General features: G+C 54.4%; 16 protein-coding genes and 2 pseudogenes. 6 read left to right on the forward strand and 12 right to left on the reverse strand.

Annotated features, from left to right (window positions below; genetic code table 11):
* Window positions 1-12: 12 nt before the first annotated feature.
* Together HMPREF9081_RS10615 and HMPREF9081_RS10620 are read right to left on the reverse strand one after the other, a co-directional pair.
* Complete coding sequence (locus HMPREF9081_RS10615; RefSeq protein WP_006307314.1) at window positions 13-1,119, reverse strand: efflux RND transporter periplasmic adaptor subunit; 1,107 nt, start codon at window positions 1,117-1,119, stop codon at window positions 13-15.
* Entirely contained in the window at window positions 1,120-2,520 is a 1,401-nt protein-coding gene (locus HMPREF9081_RS10620) for a TolC family protein (RefSeq protein WP_040395092.1), read from the reverse strand.
* A 33-nt stretch (window positions 2,521-2,553) separates the two neighbouring features.
* Here HMPREF9081_RS10620 and HMPREF9081_RS14765 point away from each other — a divergent pair.
* Window positions 2,554-2,704, forward strand: a pseudogene (locus HMPREF9081_RS14765) (secretion protein HlyD).
* Window positions 2,705-2,781: 77 nt separating this feature from the next.
* Here the strand turns inward: HMPREF9081_RS14765 and HMPREF9081_RS10625 are convergent.
* The 4 genes from HMPREF9081_RS10625 to ftsE are packed head-to-tail and all read right to left on the reverse strand — an operon-like array spanning window position 2,782 to window position 6,625.
* Window positions 2,782-3,927 (reverse strand): S41 family peptidase, encoded by a 1,146-nt coding sequence (locus HMPREF9081_RS10625; RefSeq protein ID WP_006307317.1) that lies wholly within the window; start codon window positions 3,925-3,927, stop codon window positions 2,782-2,784.
* Between the two features lie 12 nt (window positions 3,928-3,939).
* Window positions 3,940-5,055: a murein hydrolase activator EnvC family protein gene (locus HMPREF9081_RS10630; RefSeq protein ID WP_006307318.1), complete on the reverse strand. Its 1,116-nt coding sequence runs from the start codon at window positions 5,053-5,055 to the stop codon at window positions 3,940-3,942.
* Between the two features lie 6 nt (window positions 5,056-5,061).
* Window positions 5,062-5,949: a permease-like cell division protein FtsX gene (gene ftsX / locus HMPREF9081_RS10635; RefSeq protein ID WP_040395093.1), complete on the reverse strand. Its 888-nt coding sequence runs from the start codon at window positions 5,947-5,949 to the stop codon at window positions 5,062-5,064.
* Window positions 5,939-6,625, reverse strand: coding sequence for a cell division ATP-binding protein FtsE (gene ftsE / locus HMPREF9081_RS10640; RefSeq protein WP_006307320.1), 687 nt, complete (start codon window positions 6,623-6,625; stop codon window positions 5,939-5,941). Before ftsE ends, ftsX begins: the two co-directional genes overlap by 11 nt.
* Window positions 6,626-6,798: 173 nt before the next feature.
* Here ftsE and HMPREF9081_RS10645 point away from each other — a divergent pair, with 173 nt between their 5' ends.
* The 3 genes from HMPREF9081_RS10645 to HMPREF9081_RS10655 are packed head-to-tail and all read left to right on the forward strand — an operon-like array spanning window position 6,799 to window position 9,203.
* Complete coding sequence (locus HMPREF9081_RS10645) at window positions 6,799-7,182, forward strand: YbaN family protein (RefSeq protein WP_006307321.1); 384 nt, start codon at window positions 6,799-6,801, stop codon at window positions 7,180-7,182.
* A 58-nt stretch (window positions 7,183-7,240) separates the two neighbouring features.
* Window positions 7,241-7,996: an esterase family protein gene (locus HMPREF9081_RS10650; protein WP_006307322.1), complete on the forward strand. Its 756-nt coding sequence runs from the start codon at window positions 7,241-7,243 to the stop codon at window positions 7,994-7,996.
* A gap of 13 nt (window positions 7,997-8,009) precedes the next feature.
* Window positions 8,010-9,203, forward strand: coding sequence for an ATP-grasp domain-containing protein (locus HMPREF9081_RS10655; protein WP_006307323.1), 1,194 nt, complete (start codon window positions 8,010-8,012; stop codon window positions 9,201-9,203).
* A gap of 39 nt (window positions 9,204-9,242) precedes the next feature.
* On the opposite strand, the gene HMPREF9081_RS10660 is transcribed toward HMPREF9081_RS10655, so the two are convergent.
* Window positions 9,243-9,893: a class I SAM-dependent methyltransferase gene (locus HMPREF9081_RS10660; protein WP_006307324.1), complete on the reverse strand. Its 651-nt coding sequence runs from the start codon at window positions 9,891-9,893 to the stop codon at window positions 9,243-9,245.
* Window positions 9,894-9,991: 98 nt separating this feature from the next.
* Entirely contained in the window at window positions 9,992-10,444 is a 453-nt protein-coding gene (locus HMPREF9081_RS10665; protein WP_006307325.1) for a single-stranded DNA-binding protein, read from the reverse strand.
* Between the two features lie 93 nt (window positions 10,445-10,537).
* Between HMPREF9081_RS10665 and HMPREF9081_RS10670 the strand changes: the two genes are divergently transcribed.
* Both HMPREF9081_RS10670 and HMPREF9081_RS10675 read left to right on the forward strand, forming a co-directional pair.
* The gene (locus tag HMPREF9081_RS10670) at window positions 10,538-10,900 is read left to right on the forward strand and encodes a type II toxin-antitoxin system HicB family antitoxin (RefSeq protein ID WP_006307326.1); all 363 of its coding nucleotides are present in this window, start codon (window positions 10,538-10,540) and stop codon (window positions 10,898-10,900) included.
* Between the two features lie 37 nt (window positions 10,901-10,937).
* Entirely contained in the window at window positions 10,938-11,330 is a 393-nt protein-coding gene (locus tag HMPREF9081_RS10675; RefSeq protein ID WP_006307327.1) for a hypothetical protein, read from the forward strand.
* Between the two features lie 42 nt (window positions 11,331-11,372).
* Here the strand turns inward: HMPREF9081_RS10675 and HMPREF9081_RS10680 are convergent, their stop codons facing one another.
* The 4 genes and pseudogenes from HMPREF9081_RS10680 to HMPREF9081_RS10690 form a co-directional block, all read right to left on the reverse strand.
* Window positions 11,373-13,085, reverse strand: coding sequence for a type IV secretion system protein (locus HMPREF9081_RS10680; protein WP_245529888.1), 1,713 nt, complete (start codon window positions 13,083-13,085; stop codon window positions 11,373-11,375).
* 14 nt (window positions 13,086-13,099) lie between these two features.
* Window positions 13,100-13,378 (reverse strand): hypothetical protein, encoded by a 279-nt coding sequence (locus HMPREF9081_RS14615; RefSeq protein ID WP_006307329.1) that lies wholly within the window; start codon window positions 13,376-13,378, stop codon window positions 13,100-13,102.
* An 18-nt stretch (window positions 13,379-13,396) separates the two neighbouring features.
* Window positions 13,397-13,894 carry a hypothetical protein gene (locus tag HMPREF9081_RS14620; RefSeq protein ID WP_006307330.1) on the reverse strand — a complete coding sequence of 166 codons (498 nt, stop codon included), beginning with the start codon at window positions 13,892-13,894 and terminating at the stop codon, window positions 13,397-13,399.
* A gap of 95 nt (window positions 13,895-13,989) precedes the next feature.
* Window positions 13,990-14,235, reverse strand: a pseudogene (locus HMPREF9081_RS10690) (hypothetical protein); the annotation flags it as partial.

A 14,235-nucleotide genomic window follows, 5' to 3' on the forward strand; every position in this document is an offset into this window, starting at 1 on the left:
ATCACCTCTGCATCAGAACGGCGGCGGTCCGCCCGCGTGCATACTCATCGGAACGACCTTTGCCGTGTAGGTGCTGACGACGCGCTCGCCCTCGCTGAGCCCCGAAAGGATCTCGACGTATTCATCGCTGTAGATGCCCGTCTCGACGTAGCGCGTCTCCTGCGTGCCATCCTCCTGCAGGACGAGGACATAGGATCCCGCTGCGTCCGTCTTGAGCGTGGAGAGCGGTACGACAAGCGCATCGTTGCGATCCGCTGTGTTGATGACGACGCGTGCCGTCATCGCGGGCAGCAGGAGATTCTCCGGATCGTCCACATCGAGCGTCACATAGTAGTAGATGACGCTCGTACCCGATGCGGCGGACGAGGCGGACGAACTTGTATCCCAACTGTTCGTCACGTCGGTCTGCGAGATCTTCGAGACGCGTGCCGTAAATTTCTTATCCGTAAAGGCATCGACGGTAAACGTCGCCTCCTGCCCGATACGGATATTGCCGATGTCGGTCTCGTCCACCTTCGCCTTGATCTGCTTCTTCGAGAGGTCAGCGATGCGCATGATGACGGTCGGATTGTCCGAGCCCTGCACCGCCATTGTCCCTGCTGTCTTTGGCTCGCCGACGACAACGCCCGAAATTGGTGCGGTGATGATCGTCTCATTCGCATCGGAGTTTGCTTCTTCAAGGGTCGACTGTGCCGTATCGTAGTTGTATTCCGCATCCTCAAGATCGGATTTGGACTTCGCGCCGATGCTCTCAAGGTAGCTCATACGGTTGTACTTTGCGCGCGTATTCGTCACGCGATACTGCGCCTGATCGCGTTTCGCCTCATAGTCCTTCCCATCGAGCGTTGCAACCACCTGCCCCGCCGTGACGGTATCGTTCTCCTTGACGAGAACGGAGCTGATGCGCGCCGTAATCTTCGAGCTGACCTCCACCGAGTCCACGGGGCGGATCGTCCCCGTCGCCTCGACAGTCGACTTGATGTCCATACGCTGCACTGTCACCGTCTCGACGGTCTGTGCCATCTTTTCCGCCGCACTCGATTCCATGTACCAATACACGCCGCCCGCGATCAACACCGCCGCCAGTACACCGATGCCGATGATTGTCCTTCGTTTCATTTACTCCACCGCCTTCGCCGCAGCATCCGTACCGCCCTCAATGTATGCTGCCTGTGCCGCCGCACGCTCCTCAGCGGTCACGGTGGGAAGCCCCTCCGCTGCCGCGCGCTCGCTGTCCGTCAGCGCCACCCCCATCAAATTCTCGACCTGCGCACGGCAGCGTGCATAGTCATAGCGTGCACTGATGGCATTCGTCTCGGCAGATGCGAGCGCCGTCTGCGCGTCAATGATATCGAGCAGGATGCCCTCGCCCGCGCGATAGCGCTCATTCGCAATGTAGTAGTCCTCGCGTGCCTGTTTGACCGCATCCCCCGTCGAGGAAAAGCGCTTTTCCGCCTCACGCATGTTGAGGTATGCCTTGCGGAGGTCGAGGTCGATCGCCTCCTCCTCCTTTTTCACGTTCAGCAGTGCGGTGTCGCGCTCCGCCTCCGCCGCCTCAATCGCACCGCGCGTGACGCCGCTGTCAAAGATATTCCAGCTGACGCCGACCGAGGCGGACACATCCGAACCCGTATCATGACGCGGACGGAACTGACTCGTGAGCCCCGTACCGAGGGTGAGACTGACGGTAGGTTTCTTCCCTGCCCGTGCACTTTCAACGGCAAGTTCACGCTGACGCAGTTTCGCACGCGTCACCTCAAGATCGAGGCGGTTGCGATGCGCATAGGAAATTGTATCGTCCATCGAAGTCTCAAACGGCTGATAGATGACCTCCGTCGTGAGTGTCAGCGGCTCTGCACGGTCAATGTTCATCAAATTGCGCAGTGTCGCAACATTCACCTCATAGGTATTCTCTGCTCGAATGAGTTCCTGCCGTGCGTTCGAGAGTTCTACGGATGAGCGGAGTACATCAATTTTTGCCTGTGCGCCTGCATCATAGAGCGCCGTGACATTCTTCAGATGCGCGTCGTATTTATTCACCGTGTCACGCTGCACCTCGATCTTCTTGGCTGCCTCCACGGCGTTCCAGTAGGCGGCGATCACCTCGTATTTCAGATCCTCACGCGCGCGCTCGGTCGTGAAGCGTGCAGCACGCGCACCGATCTCACCCGAGGCGATATTCGCCTCATTCGCGCCGCCGCTGTAGAGTGGCAGACGAGCCGAGACGCTGAGCGAATTGCTCGTCTGTGCATCCTCGTCTCTCGCCTTGCTCGTGCGCAGTGTATCACTCGCCTCTGCAGAGATGCTGTTCTTGCCGCGCGCCTGTTTCAGCGCGGCATCTGCCGACCGCTCGCCCGCCTGCGTGACGCGCAGTCCCGTATTTGCAGAGAGCGCCCGATCAATCGCCTCGGCGAGGGTGATACTCATCGCATGTGCGGGAAGCGGCAGAGAGAGTACCGTGCTCAACGCGAGTGCGGCAAACGCACGGTGACAGCATCTTCTGCGCCGTTGATAAACCATAAAGTCCTCCTAAATTAGGGAATCGCTGATAAAATGAAGTCTGTCAGATTGGTGCAGATTTTTTGTCCTGCCAAGGAGACAAACCGGACGCATAGCAAAGGCTATGTGGAGGATTTGTCGACACAGGCAGGGCGAAAACAGATGCATCAAGATGGCAGTGCTGAATTTATCAGTGCTTCCTTAGGCATTTCGTCCATATAACAATGCGCCCATGCTAACGCAGGGGCGCTAAGTCCCTCTTAGAGGGTTATTATTTTTTCCTTAGAGAGACGGATGCTCCTCCAAGTATTTTTTTGCTGCCTCGAACTGCACATCGCTCGTGTCCTGTGGGCTGCGCGCAACGACGATATCGGGGGTGATGCCCGTGCCGTCGATGGAGCGACCGTTCGGCGTCACATACTTTGCGATCGTGAGTTTCAGCCCGTCCTCGTGGAACAGCGGAATCACCGCCTGCACAGACCCCTTTCCATAGGAGGTCGTACCGATGATCGTGCCCGCGCCCGTATCCTGCAGAGCTCCCGCGAGAATCTCCGAGGCGCTCGCACTGTTCTCGTCGATGAGCACAGCAAGGGGATATTTCCGCTCGCCGAGCGAGGAGCGATAGACCTCCTCGCCGCCATCGCGGTCAATGACAGAAACAATCCTGCCCGCAGGGACGACTTGCTCAGCGACCGCGACACAGCTCGTGATCAGCCCGCCGGGGTTCTCGCGCAGGTCGATGATGAGCGCGGTCATGCCCTCGCCGCCGAGGCGGCTCATCTCACGCGAAAATTCCTCACCCGTGTGCTCGGCAAAAGAGCCAATACGAATGTAACCGATCGTTGTGCCCTCAACCATCGTACCGCGCACAGACGCCACCTGTATAACGTCACGCGTAATTGTATACTCCTGCTCTGCACCATCGCGCAGAATGCGCAGGACAACTTGCGTCCCCGCCTCGCCGCGGATGCGCAGGGCGACCTCCTCATTTTGCATCTCGCTCGTCGGCGTACCGTCCACGGCGAGGATCTCATCGCCCGCGCGAAGTCCTGCCGCCTCACCCGGCGTGCCCTCAAGCACGGAGATGATCTTTACAACATTGTCCTTGAATCCCATCGTCACGCCAATGCCGCCGAATGAGCCCTCCGTGTGCTGACGCAGTTCCTTGAACATCGAGGGCGGCATGTAGACGGAGTGTGGGTCCTTAAGCGATGCAACCATGCCCTCAATCGCACCGTCGATGAGCGCGGTCGTATTCGGTGCGTTGACGTAGCGCGCCTGAATGAATTTCATCACGCCGAAAAAGCGCAGGGCATCATCCGCATACAGCCCCGTCGAGCGCAGGAAGGCGCCCACCGCGAAGACGGTCAGCATGCTCCCGAGGAGTGCGGACAGGATGACGATGGAAATGAGTTTTTTTCTGTTCATATGCCCTTTCGTTTATAAGTAGGCAAGCGGGTTGACCGGCTCGCCGTTGACGCGCACTTCAAAGTGGCAGTGCGGGCCCGTGGAGTTGCCCGTCGAGCCGCACTCGGCAATCAGCTCACCCTGCGCGACACTCTGCCCGGTGCTTACGTCAAGCGCCTGACAGTGTCCGTACAGCGTTGAGATTCCACCGCCGTGATTGATGATGACGGCGTTACCGTAACCCGAGATCCAGCCTGCATACTCGACCGTCCCCGCCTGCGCCGCATAGATCGGATCACCGTAGTCGCCGCCAATGTCGACGCCGCTGTGGAAACGCTGCGCCCCCGTGATCGGATGCGTGCGCCAACCGAAATCCGATGTGATCGATCCCGCGAGCGGCCAGATCATCGCGCCCGATCCCTGTACGGGGAGATTACTCAGACTGCTACGCTGCAGCATGCGCGTGATGCGTTCCGATGCCGCGCGGGACTCGTCCTGCTTGCGGTCGATCGTTGCCTTGTCATACTTCATCTGGTCGATGAGCGCCTGCTGTGCCTCGATCTTATCTTCCATCGCAAGCCGTGCCTCACGCGCCTTCTTCTCGAGCGGCTCCTGTGCCGCGCGATCCTTCTCGAGCTCCTCCTTGAGTGCGCGCATTGCATTGCGCTCGTTGAGCACCTCATGTACGAGATCATAGTCCTGCTTGATGACGCGCTTGAGGAGATCCATGCGCGTCAGGAAGTCCGAAAAATCCTTTGCACCAAAGAGTACATCGACGTATGAGATCTGTCCGTTGATGTAAATATCGCGCACGCGCCGCCCCAGCACCTCACTCTTACGGTCATAGTCACGCTCCGTGACCACAAGTTTTTCCTCGTTCTCCTCAAGTCGTTCGAGGGTTGCATCGAGCTCGGCGCGGCGTGCCTTGTGCTCAGCGATTGCCGCATCCGCCTGTTCGTCCAGAATACGCTTCTGTTCGGAGAGCGAGTCGATTTTGCCCGCAAGCTCATCGCTCTGCCGCCCGAGCTCCTGCACCTGCGCGTCGTAGCTGTCACGCTCCTCCTCAAGTGTCGCTGCCGCCCCCTGCCCCACAGCGAGGAACGTAGCGGCAAGCGCCGCTGCTAGAATCTTTTTCATCGATTGTTTCATAGACTGTTACACTTTCAAGAAACGCTTGAGCGACACCCATGCGCCCGCCGCCCCGATCGCCATGCCGAGCAGCACGATGACAACGCTCACGTACGTCATGAACGGCGACTGCGGAATGAGCGGGAAAAACGCCAGTGTATCGTATACCTTGTTCGTGACACCCGCGTAGAAGCTGCGCAGAACGAATGCCGAGATCATACCGCCGATGCAGCCGAGCACAATGCCCTCAAGCACGAACGGCCAGCGGATAAACTCATCCGTTGCGCCGACGTATTTCATGATTGCAATCTCACGGCGCCGTGCGAAGACCGTCAGGCGTATCGTATTCGCAATGATGAAAACGGTCGCACCGCCGAGCAGGACGATGAGGAGAACGCCGAAAATACGCACGAGGCGTGTAATATCAAAGAGGTGTTCCACAACATCCTGCCCGTATTTTGCCGACTCAACACCGTCCATACGCTCGATCTGCTTCGCCGCTGTATTCACCATATCCGGCTGACGCACGGTCACCTCATATGCGTTCGGAAGTGGGTTCTTGTCACCGAGTGCGTCCAACAGATACTTCTGCTCGCCGAGACGCTCAGAGAGCCGCTTGCGCGCCTCCTCACGGCTCACATAGGTGACGGACTCGATGCCCTGCAGGCCGCGAATCTTTGCCCCGAGCTCCTCCTCGTCTTCCTCCGCAAGGTCGTCCTTCATATAAACACTGATCTGCACCTGTGACTCAAGCATCGATGCCGCGCGGTTCATGTTCAGCGCGAGGATGAGGAAGACGCCGAGGATGAAGAGTGAAACCGCGACCGTACCGACCGCCGCAAACGTCATCCAATTGTTGCGGCGCAGGGAGCGAAAGACCTCCTGCACATAGTATTCGGCGGTTCTAATCTTCATATCCATATCCTCCACGCTGCTCGTCGCGCACAATGTGCCCGCCCTCGATCGCAATCACACGGCGCTGCATCGTATCGACAATGTTCTTGTCATGGGTTGCCATAACAATTGTTGTACCAGTCCCATTGACGCGTTTAAAGATGTCCATAATGTCCCAGCTCGTCTCGGGGTCGAGATTGCCCGTCGGCTCATCCGCGATGAGGATCGCGGGATCGTTCACAATCGCGCGCGCAATCGCCACGCGCTGCTGTTCGCCGCCCGAGAGCTGCGAGGGGAAATTACGGTATTTGTCGCGCAGTCCGACCACGTCGAGTACGGCATTCACGCGGCGCTGGATCATCTGCCGCGGCGCCTCAATGACACGCATTGCGAACGCTACATTCTCATAGACCGTCTTGTCAGAGAGCAGACGATAGTCCTGAAAGATGACTCCCAGCCCACGACGGAGATACGGAACATCCTTCAAATCCATGTTGACGACATCGTGTCCATTGACGAAGAGCTCCCCCTCCGTTGGCAGTTCCTCGCGAAAGAGCATCTTGATGAATGTGGACTTCCCCGCGCCGCTCACACCGACAACGAAGATGAACTCGCCCTTGCCGATCTCGATGTTCACATGATCGAGCGCAACGACGCCGTTATCATATATCTTTGAGACATTTTTCATTCGAATCATATATTCGTCTCATCCCTCTCCAATCCCGAAATTCCTGTATGAATCAGGAGTCCCTAAAAAACCATCTCATATTATAGCACAAATCGAAAAAACAGCAAAATGTCGCGTTGCCATTTTTGTCCGCACATGGTATTCTTCTTGATAAAAGTTATCTATATTTTAGAGGGAAATCTATGATATTCAAAAAATTTCTCTTTGTCCTGCTCGGACTCATCAGTCTCGGTCTCGGCATCCTCGGCGCGTTTCTGCCGATCCTGCCGACCGTCCCCTTCGTTCTGCTCGCCGCGTTCTGCTTTGCGCGCGGCTCGCGCCGCATGGATGCATGGCTGCGCACGACAAAGATCTATCGTCAGACCATGATCCTCATACGAAACGGGAGACGCGGCATGACGATCGCACAGAAGCTGCGCATCATGCTCCCTGTCACGACGCTCATGGGTATCTCCTTTCTCCTGACCGACCATCCGCACGCGCGCATCGCAATCGGCATTATGTGGACGCTGCACGTCATCTTCTTTGTCTTCCGTGTTCCTACAATAAATAGGACTCGCAATTGACAAAACAGAACAGATTCGTTAGAGTATAATTATCACATGTAAATTCAGGGAGGACTTTATGACAAACTGTAAAGAAATCAACTGGCACAGCAAGCGGCTCGACCGTATGATGAATATACGTACCTACGGGAAGGCAAGCGGCGTTCCCATCCTTGTCTTTCCGACGCAGGATGCGATGAGTGACAACTTCGAGAACTTCGGCATGATCGAGGCGATGGCAGAGGATCTGAGAAGCGGGCGGATTCAGCTCTTTTGCGTCGACACGGTCGACATTGAAACATGGTCGAACATCTGGGGAGACAAGGAGTGGCGCGCGCGTCGGCAAGAGCAGTACTACGGCTACATCATCGACGAGGTCGTCCCGCGCATCCACAAAGAGAACACAAGCAAGCGGTTGCCGATTGCCGCAGGCTGCAGTCTCGGCGGGCTGCACGCCGCCATCGTCTTCTTTCGTCGTCCCGACCTCTTCGACGGCGTGCTCGCCCTCTCCGGCGTCTACGACGCGAAGTTCTTCACCGACGGTTGGATGAACGACATACTCTATGACAACTCGCCGCTCGATTTCCTCAGGAATATGCCCGGTGACCATCCCTACATTGACCTCTACAATAGGCGGCGCATTGTACTATGTGTCGGGCAAGGCCGCTGGGAGGAAGAGGGACGCCGCACGACCGCTCTCATGGGCGATGTCCTCTACAGCAAGGATATTCATGCATGGGTCGATTTCTGGGGCTACGATGTCGATCATGACTGGGACTGGTGGAAGAAGCAGTTCACCTACTTCCTCCCGTTCGTCCTGCGCGAAGAGGTTTGAAAGAGGTACGAGCATGAACTTTATCTTTGTTTCCCCGCAGTTCCCGCGCGTCTACTGGAACTTTTGCGACCGTCTGAAAAAGAAGGGTGTGAACGTCCTCGGCATCGGTGACACCCCCTACGACCAGCTCGCGCATGAGGTGCGCGAGTCGCTGACCGAATACTACTTTGTTCCCTCACTCGCTGACTACGATCAAATGCTGCGTGCCGTCGCATTTTTCACCTTCAAATACGGACGCATCGACTGGCTCGAGTCGAACAACGAGTACTGGCTCGCGAGTGATGCACATCTGCGCACGGACTTCAACATCCGCACCGGCTGGCTAAGCTGCGACATGGATCACATCAAGAACAAATCCGCCATGAAACCCTTCTACAAAAAGGCGGGCATCCCCACTGCGCGCCTCACAAAGGTCACGACGCTCGAAGCTGGCGAGGAATTCCTTACGGAGGTCGGCTATCCCGTCATTGTCAAGCCCGATACGGGTGTCGGTGCCACAGACACCTACCGCATCGACAATGCCGATGAGCTGCGGCATTTCTATGCATCGAAGCCCACCGTTCCCTACGTCATGGAGGAGTTTATCACGGGCGACATCTGTTCCTACGATGCCATTGTCGATGCGGACTCGAATCCCATCTTCGAGTCCATGACCGTCTGGCCGCCGTCCGTCATGGACATCGTCCTCTATCAGCTCGACCTCTCCTATTACACGACAGATCGTGTGCCCAGTGCGCTCCAAAAGGCGGGGCGCGCCACACTCAAGGCGTTCAACGTACGCAGCCGCTTCGTTCATCTCGAGTTTTTCCGCCTGACAAAGGCAAAGCCGGGGCTCGGTAAGGTCGGCGACTTCGTCGGACTCGAGGTCAACATGCGCCCCGCAGGCGGCTACACGACCGACATGATGAACTTCGCGCACTCCACCGACGTCTATGAGATCTGGGCGGATATGATTACAGCGAACCGCCGCCTCCTTCCCGATCGGAACGAGCATTGCTACTGTGCGTACGCGAGCCGCCGCGACTTCCACCGCTACGTGCACACGCACGACGAAATCCTGCGCCGCTATGCGGGCAGGATCGTCATGTGCGAGCGCATGCCCGAGATGATGTGGCCGCAAATGGGCAACCAGATGTATACGGCAAAACTTGACGGGCAGGCGGAGACGGATGAATTCATCCGCTTTGTGCAAGAACAAAAAAACTAGCGGCATAAAAAAAGACTGCGCATGCAGTCTTTTTTTATGTCAACGTTCCCCGCGCACGGCAATCCAATACTCACCTTCTTTAAAATCCAGCGCGACCACGCGAAAGCCTGCCGCGTGGAAGAGGCGTCGGAACTCCTCCGGCGTCGGATTCGTCAGATCATAGTCTGCGATTTTCGTACGGATACCTGCGGGCAGATCGTCGCGCCCATAGATCTCCGCGAGGAGGAGGAACGTACCGCCCCGCCGTATGACGCGTGCGACTTCCTTTAGGCTTTCCTCCGGCGAAGGCCAGAAATAGAAGCTCTCCACCGTCACCACCGCATCAAAATGTCCATCCGCAAATGGGAGATGTTCCACCGAGCCGTGCAGGATCTCCATACGCCCTGCCTCGATGAGCTCCGCGTTGAATGCTCGCGATGCCTCCACCGAGGCCTCCGCGTAGTCGATGCCGACGAGATGCCCCTTCGTCACGCGCTCCGCCATCCGCGCGAGCGTATTGCCGCCGCCGCAGCCGATGTCAAGTACCGTATCGTCCGTGCTGAGGTCAATGTGCGAAAGTCCCCACTCCACGAGCTTTGCGTGACTCTCGTTCATGCGTGTGAGCATCGCGCGCCCCGCATCGCCCTCCGGGCGGCGCGGATTCCCCTCCTCCGTTGTACGATCAATTTTCTGCCAATCTGCTTCTGCCATCTACTCCACCCCTTTCATTCTCTCTATTCTATAGGTTCTCCATATTTTCCTTTTTTTTGAATACTTTTGGGGTCAAATGAGGGTCAGAGGATCTGCGATCAAAATGGAATATCGTCATCATCGGAAGACATAACTTGCCGAAAGAGAGATTCATCCCCCATCTCCTCCTGGATCAGCTCCTCTGGATCCGCTGCCATAGAATTGAGTGCATTTGCATCAACCATCGTTGCCTGTTTTGGCGTCAGAAAATCCACTGCGCTCGCAACGACCATCGTCGTGTATCTCTTCTGTCCATTTTTATCGTCATAAGACTTTGCGTCCAACCGACCGGATACACTAACAAGCTGTCCCTTGGATAAGTGCTCCTTGCAGGTTTTTGCCAACGCTCCCCATACCTCGATCTGGAAATAGTTGACGGGATAATTTCCCTTTTCATCCCTCTTGAAGCTCTTTCGAACTGCAAGCGGAAAATGAATGACGTACGTTCCGCTCTGCGTAATATGCTCGATGATGTCCGCTCCGAGACGACCGCTTAATGCAACTATATTCATGATGCCCCTCCTATTTTCATTCAAAACAGGCAACTACATATAGTTGCGTTTTCCAGAGGAATCTCGTAAAATAAAAAAGGATGGAGGTGGACGATGAAGAATATTCTACGGTATAAGGAATATGTCGGCTCCGTAGAAATTTCGGAGACAGATGGTTTTCTCTTTGGCAGGGTTCTCGGCATACAGGAAAAAGTCACCTATCAGGCAGTCAGAGCCGATGAATTGGTCAAAAATTTTCATCAGGCGGTCGATGTGTACCTTGAACAATGCAGGATCAATCACGTTGCCCCAGAAACCCCGTATAAGGGCAGTTTCAACATCCGTATCACCCCTGCACTGCATCGAGCACTGGCAATCCATGCAATACAAACCGGTGTGAACCTCAACCGGCTGGTTGAGCATATCCTCACAGCCTACGAGCCGCTCTATGCCCAAGAAAAGGACGAGTTATCTTGAGATTATATGAATGCCACATACAAGGAGAGTGATTCACATGAGTATCTTTTCCAGTTTGAAACAATGGAATGATGAGTGCAACGAGCGTGGGAAGATCATTGAACAGCAAGAAGCTGAAAAACGTCGACAAAAAAAAGAAAAAGAAATTCGCGACTATATTGAAAAAGGAGACTCTGGTACAGTCGATTTTTCCAATCTAATAAAGTTCTTCGCAACAACAGATATTGATCGCATTATGAGTCAATATGCACCAAAGCTGACAACAATGTTAGGATCAATATATCTGCATCAAGAAGACACTTCCAGACTACATGAACTGGAAGGGCGATACGAAGAGCTTAAAGAGCGCTATGATGAACTCAAAAAAGAATATGACAAGCAGAATGAGCTCATTGCAGAAATCGCAAAGAAATCTGCTCTAACAAGATAAATAAGGATTCTCGATCCAGCTGGTGGATTGAGAATCCTTATTTTACTTAATTGGAGAGTATTTAGAAATGTCTCTTGCTACGTCCTTTGCAACAGATGTCGCACCACGAACTCCTGATGCTATGCTACCGCTTGCGTTTAGTGCTCCTCCTATAACACTTTTACCACCACTCACTGCAAGCCCTGTTACAGTAGGCGTTTGTTGTCCTTCGGCTACTCCAAAATATCGTTGAGCAGCGGCTCTTCCTGCATTGACAGAACGACCTACTGTACTTTTTCCCATAGTATCAGACAGCCCCCCTCCAGCGGCCGACATCATCATACCTGCCCCAGTATTCATTGCACTTGCTCCGGCACGAGCAAGACCGGCAATACCACCTCCACCCGCAGCACCACCTGCGCCATAGCTGCTTGCAGCGGCTTTTGCCATATTTCCTGCGACACTTGCACCTCCGGATGCGACTGCAGCACCGGTGGCAACCGCGGTCGATGTCACATTCTTTGCCGTCTGCGTCATGCTTGCACTGGAAAGCGACGGAGAGCCGCTGAGAAGCCCCTGTACAAGTTCCGGGATCTTCTTGATGAGAAGATAGAGGAGAAAGCTCACGACCACCATCTGGATAAGTACCGGCATATTGCCGATGATTCCACCGGAGCTTTCATCCGTTGCGATCTTCGCGAACTCCTCGCAGTAGTCCGTAAGGATTTTACTGGACATTGCCGCGAGAAATGAAATGACTGAGCCTTTGATGGCAAGGTTGAACATTGCCCCCAATGCCCTCTCGAAGAGGAACTTCGTCTGCGGAAGTGCAACGAACGGAATCAGGAGGATGGTGATCATCGCCATCGTGAAGAACTCGATCTTCGCCATGAGAAGTTCCAAGCCGGCGAGAAGGAGCAGAATGAACATGACCACCAGGCAAAGGATTGTCACAAGTGAAGAGATGGGAGACCTGATGGAAAATGCCTTTTCCGCAGCACCATAGCCGGTAGAGAACATTGCGACAGCATTCTCGATGAGAGAATTGCCGCGTGCCCCATCTGCCGATGTATACCCTCCCGCATGATAGCCGATGGATTCAAACCCGTTGCAAAGGCTGCCCATGATGTCAATTCCATGCCCATACCAGTTCAGGATGAGGAAGAGATAGAACCCTGTCTCGAGGAGTGTCTGGACAAGGAATTTCATCTTATCTCCGCTGATGAGATCCAGCGAAACTTTGATGGATGCAGAGATCGCGGTCAATACGATGAGCAGCTTTCCTGCAATCGGTATGATGGCAACAGCCCCGGATTTTGTATAATCAATATATGTCCGTGTAAAGGGTTGCAGGAAGTCATACCATTTGCTGTTCTTATCAGCATCGACGTGCATTTTATACTCAAATGCCACCTGATCGCCGCCCGCTCCGACATATCCTCCGTATGCACTCATGAGGACAGTACCGAAATTCAATGCGAGACCAATGCCGAGAATAATATTCCACGTTGTCTTATTCGCAGACTCGACATTGAATACGATCATAAGCCCTGCGAGTGCGATCATGATGGTTGATATAATTCGCGCCGCCGTAAACATCCCGTTGGTAATGGTCGTAAGATTGTTCTGAAAGGATCCGTCTCCGGCTTTGAGACCAATATCCGAGCTGAATCCTGCGGCAGATGCCACACTGCTATCCGCCAACAGAACGATAACCAGCATGAGTGCCATGCCGAGCTTTATGTGAGGATATAACGCTTGGATTTTTTGCTTCATCATTCATGCTCCCATCATTTTTTTGACTTGATGCTCTCAAGAGCAGCCTGTCCTGCTGCAATGTTGCGCTCTGCCGATTTCTGCTGATTCGCCTCCACCGTGGCGCGGCGAATGTTCTCTGCCTGATAGTGCGATGCTTCGGCTGCAACGGCGTTACTATACATCTTGGTTATCTGAAGCAGTGCCATCACGCTGTTTGCATTGATTGCATTTCCTGCCTGCATAACCCGCATGGTTCCCTCTGCCTTGTTGGAGTTTTCGAGAGCCTGTTGTGTAGACTTTGTAATGTCCATATTCGTCTGCTGTGTATTTTATGCCGATTTTGCCGCATCCTTGAAGGTCTCTGTGAGGGTCTCCTGCCGACGACGCTCGTTCATGATACCGTCGTACACAGTTGTATTGCCGTTGATGATGGATTGGAGATCGCCGAGGCGATCACGCCATGCGATATCCAAGGGGTCAGCATTGGGGTCATTCGTGGCAACGCGATAGATTCGTCCGAGGACACCTTTCTGACCAAGCTTTTCCTCTAGCATCTTTTTCTGATGGCCAAGCTGTGTATCGACGATTTTCTGAATCTCCACCGGACCAATTTTCTTGGCATTGAGAACCATCAGCGCAAGCTCCTTTTCCTGCGTTGTCAGGATCTTCGCCGTCTGGATTGCCGTCTTGATCGCTTCCTCGATATTCTTTTTGTCAATGACCGCAATCGCAGCTTCCGAGCGATGACTGGATGGGATCATGGCGAGGAAAGAGGCGGCAATGCCGAATGCCACGCCGACGGCCACAACTACTTTCTTGGATTTCATAGGTCAAACACACTCCTTCTTTAATCTAGTCTCCCCTAATGTATATACTACCGAAAAAAACAGGCTCTGGATTCCGATGTTTTTTCATTTTCGCTTTAATTTGGCAGTTCTTTTGTCATCTGCACCATCTTCCCTTGATCAATGATGTAAAAGAACGGCTCCCGCATCAGGACGAAAATACGTTCATGATCCGTTCCCTGGTCGATGAACAAGCGGTTTTCCTGCATCTCTGCCGTATGTCCCGGCTCGTGCATGAGTCTCAGCAAATCCACTGTGGATTCTACGCTGTATTTCTCGATGACTCGCTCGACTTCAATCGCATTTTTCGCCGAAAAATATAA

The organism is Centipeda periodontii DSM 2778 (genome assembly GCF_000213975.1).
In the GTDB taxonomy this organism is placed as follows: domain Bacteria; phylum Bacillota; class Negativicutes; order Selenomonadales; family Selenomonadaceae; genus Centipeda; species Centipeda periodontii.

Coding starts and splice junctions, on each gene's coding strand:
- HMPREF9081_RS10615 (WP_006307314.1), bottom strand. CDS start 1,119: ATGAAACGAAGGACAATCATCGGCATCGGTGTACTGGCGGCGGTGTTG.
- HMPREF9081_RS10620 (WP_040395092.1), bottom strand. CDS start 2,520: ATGGTTTATCAACGGCGCAGAAGATGCTGTCACCGTGCGTTTGCCGCA.
- HMPREF9081_RS10625 (WP_006307317.1), bottom strand. CDS start 3,927: ATGAACAGAAAAAAACTCATTTCCATCGTCATCCTGTCCGCACTCCTC.
- HMPREF9081_RS10630 (WP_006307318.1), bottom strand. CDS start 5,055: ATGAAACAATCGATGAAAAAGATTCTAGCAGCGGCGCTTGCCGCTACG.
- ftsX (WP_040395093.1), bottom strand. CDS start 5,949: ATGAAGATTAGAACCGCCGAATACTATGTGCAGGAGGTCTTTCGCTCC.
- ftsE (WP_006307320.1), bottom strand. CDS start 6,625: ATGATTCGAATGAAAAATGTCTCAAAGATATATGATAACGGCGTCGTT.
- HMPREF9081_RS10645 (WP_006307321.1), top strand. CDS start 6,799: ATGATATTCAAAAAATTTCTCTTTGTCCTGCTCGGACTCATCAGTCTC.
- HMPREF9081_RS10650 (WP_006307322.1), top strand. CDS start 7,241: ATGACAAACTGTAAAGAAATCAACTGGCACAGCAAGCGGCTCGACCGT.
- HMPREF9081_RS10655 (WP_006307323.1), top strand. CDS start 8,010: ATGAACTTTATCTTTGTTTCCCCGCAGTTCCCGCGCGTCTACTGGAAC.
- HMPREF9081_RS10660 (WP_006307324.1), bottom strand. CDS start 9,893: ATGGCAGAAGCAGATTGGCAGAAAATTGATCGTACAACGGAGGAGGGG.
- HMPREF9081_RS10665 (WP_006307325.1), bottom strand. CDS start 10,444: ATGAATATAGTTGCATTAAGCGGTCGTCTCGGAGCGGACATCATCGAG.
- HMPREF9081_RS10670 (WP_006307326.1), top strand. CDS start 10,538: ATGAAGAATATTCTACGGTATAAGGAATATGTCGGCTCCGTAGAAATT.
- HMPREF9081_RS10675 (WP_006307327.1), top strand. CDS start 10,938: ATGAGTATCTTTTCCAGTTTGAAACAATGGAATGATGAGTGCAACGAG.
- HMPREF9081_RS10680 (WP_245529888.1), bottom strand. CDS start 13,085: ATGAAGCAAAAAATCCAAGCGTTATATCCTCACATAAAGCTCGGCATG.
- HMPREF9081_RS14615 (WP_006307329.1), bottom strand. CDS start 13,378: ATGGACATTACAAAGTCTACACAACAGGCTCTCGAAAACTCCAACAAG.
- HMPREF9081_RS14620 (WP_006307330.1), bottom strand. CDS start 13,894: ATGAAATCCAAGAAAGTAGTTGTGGCCGTCGGCGTGGCATTCGGCATT.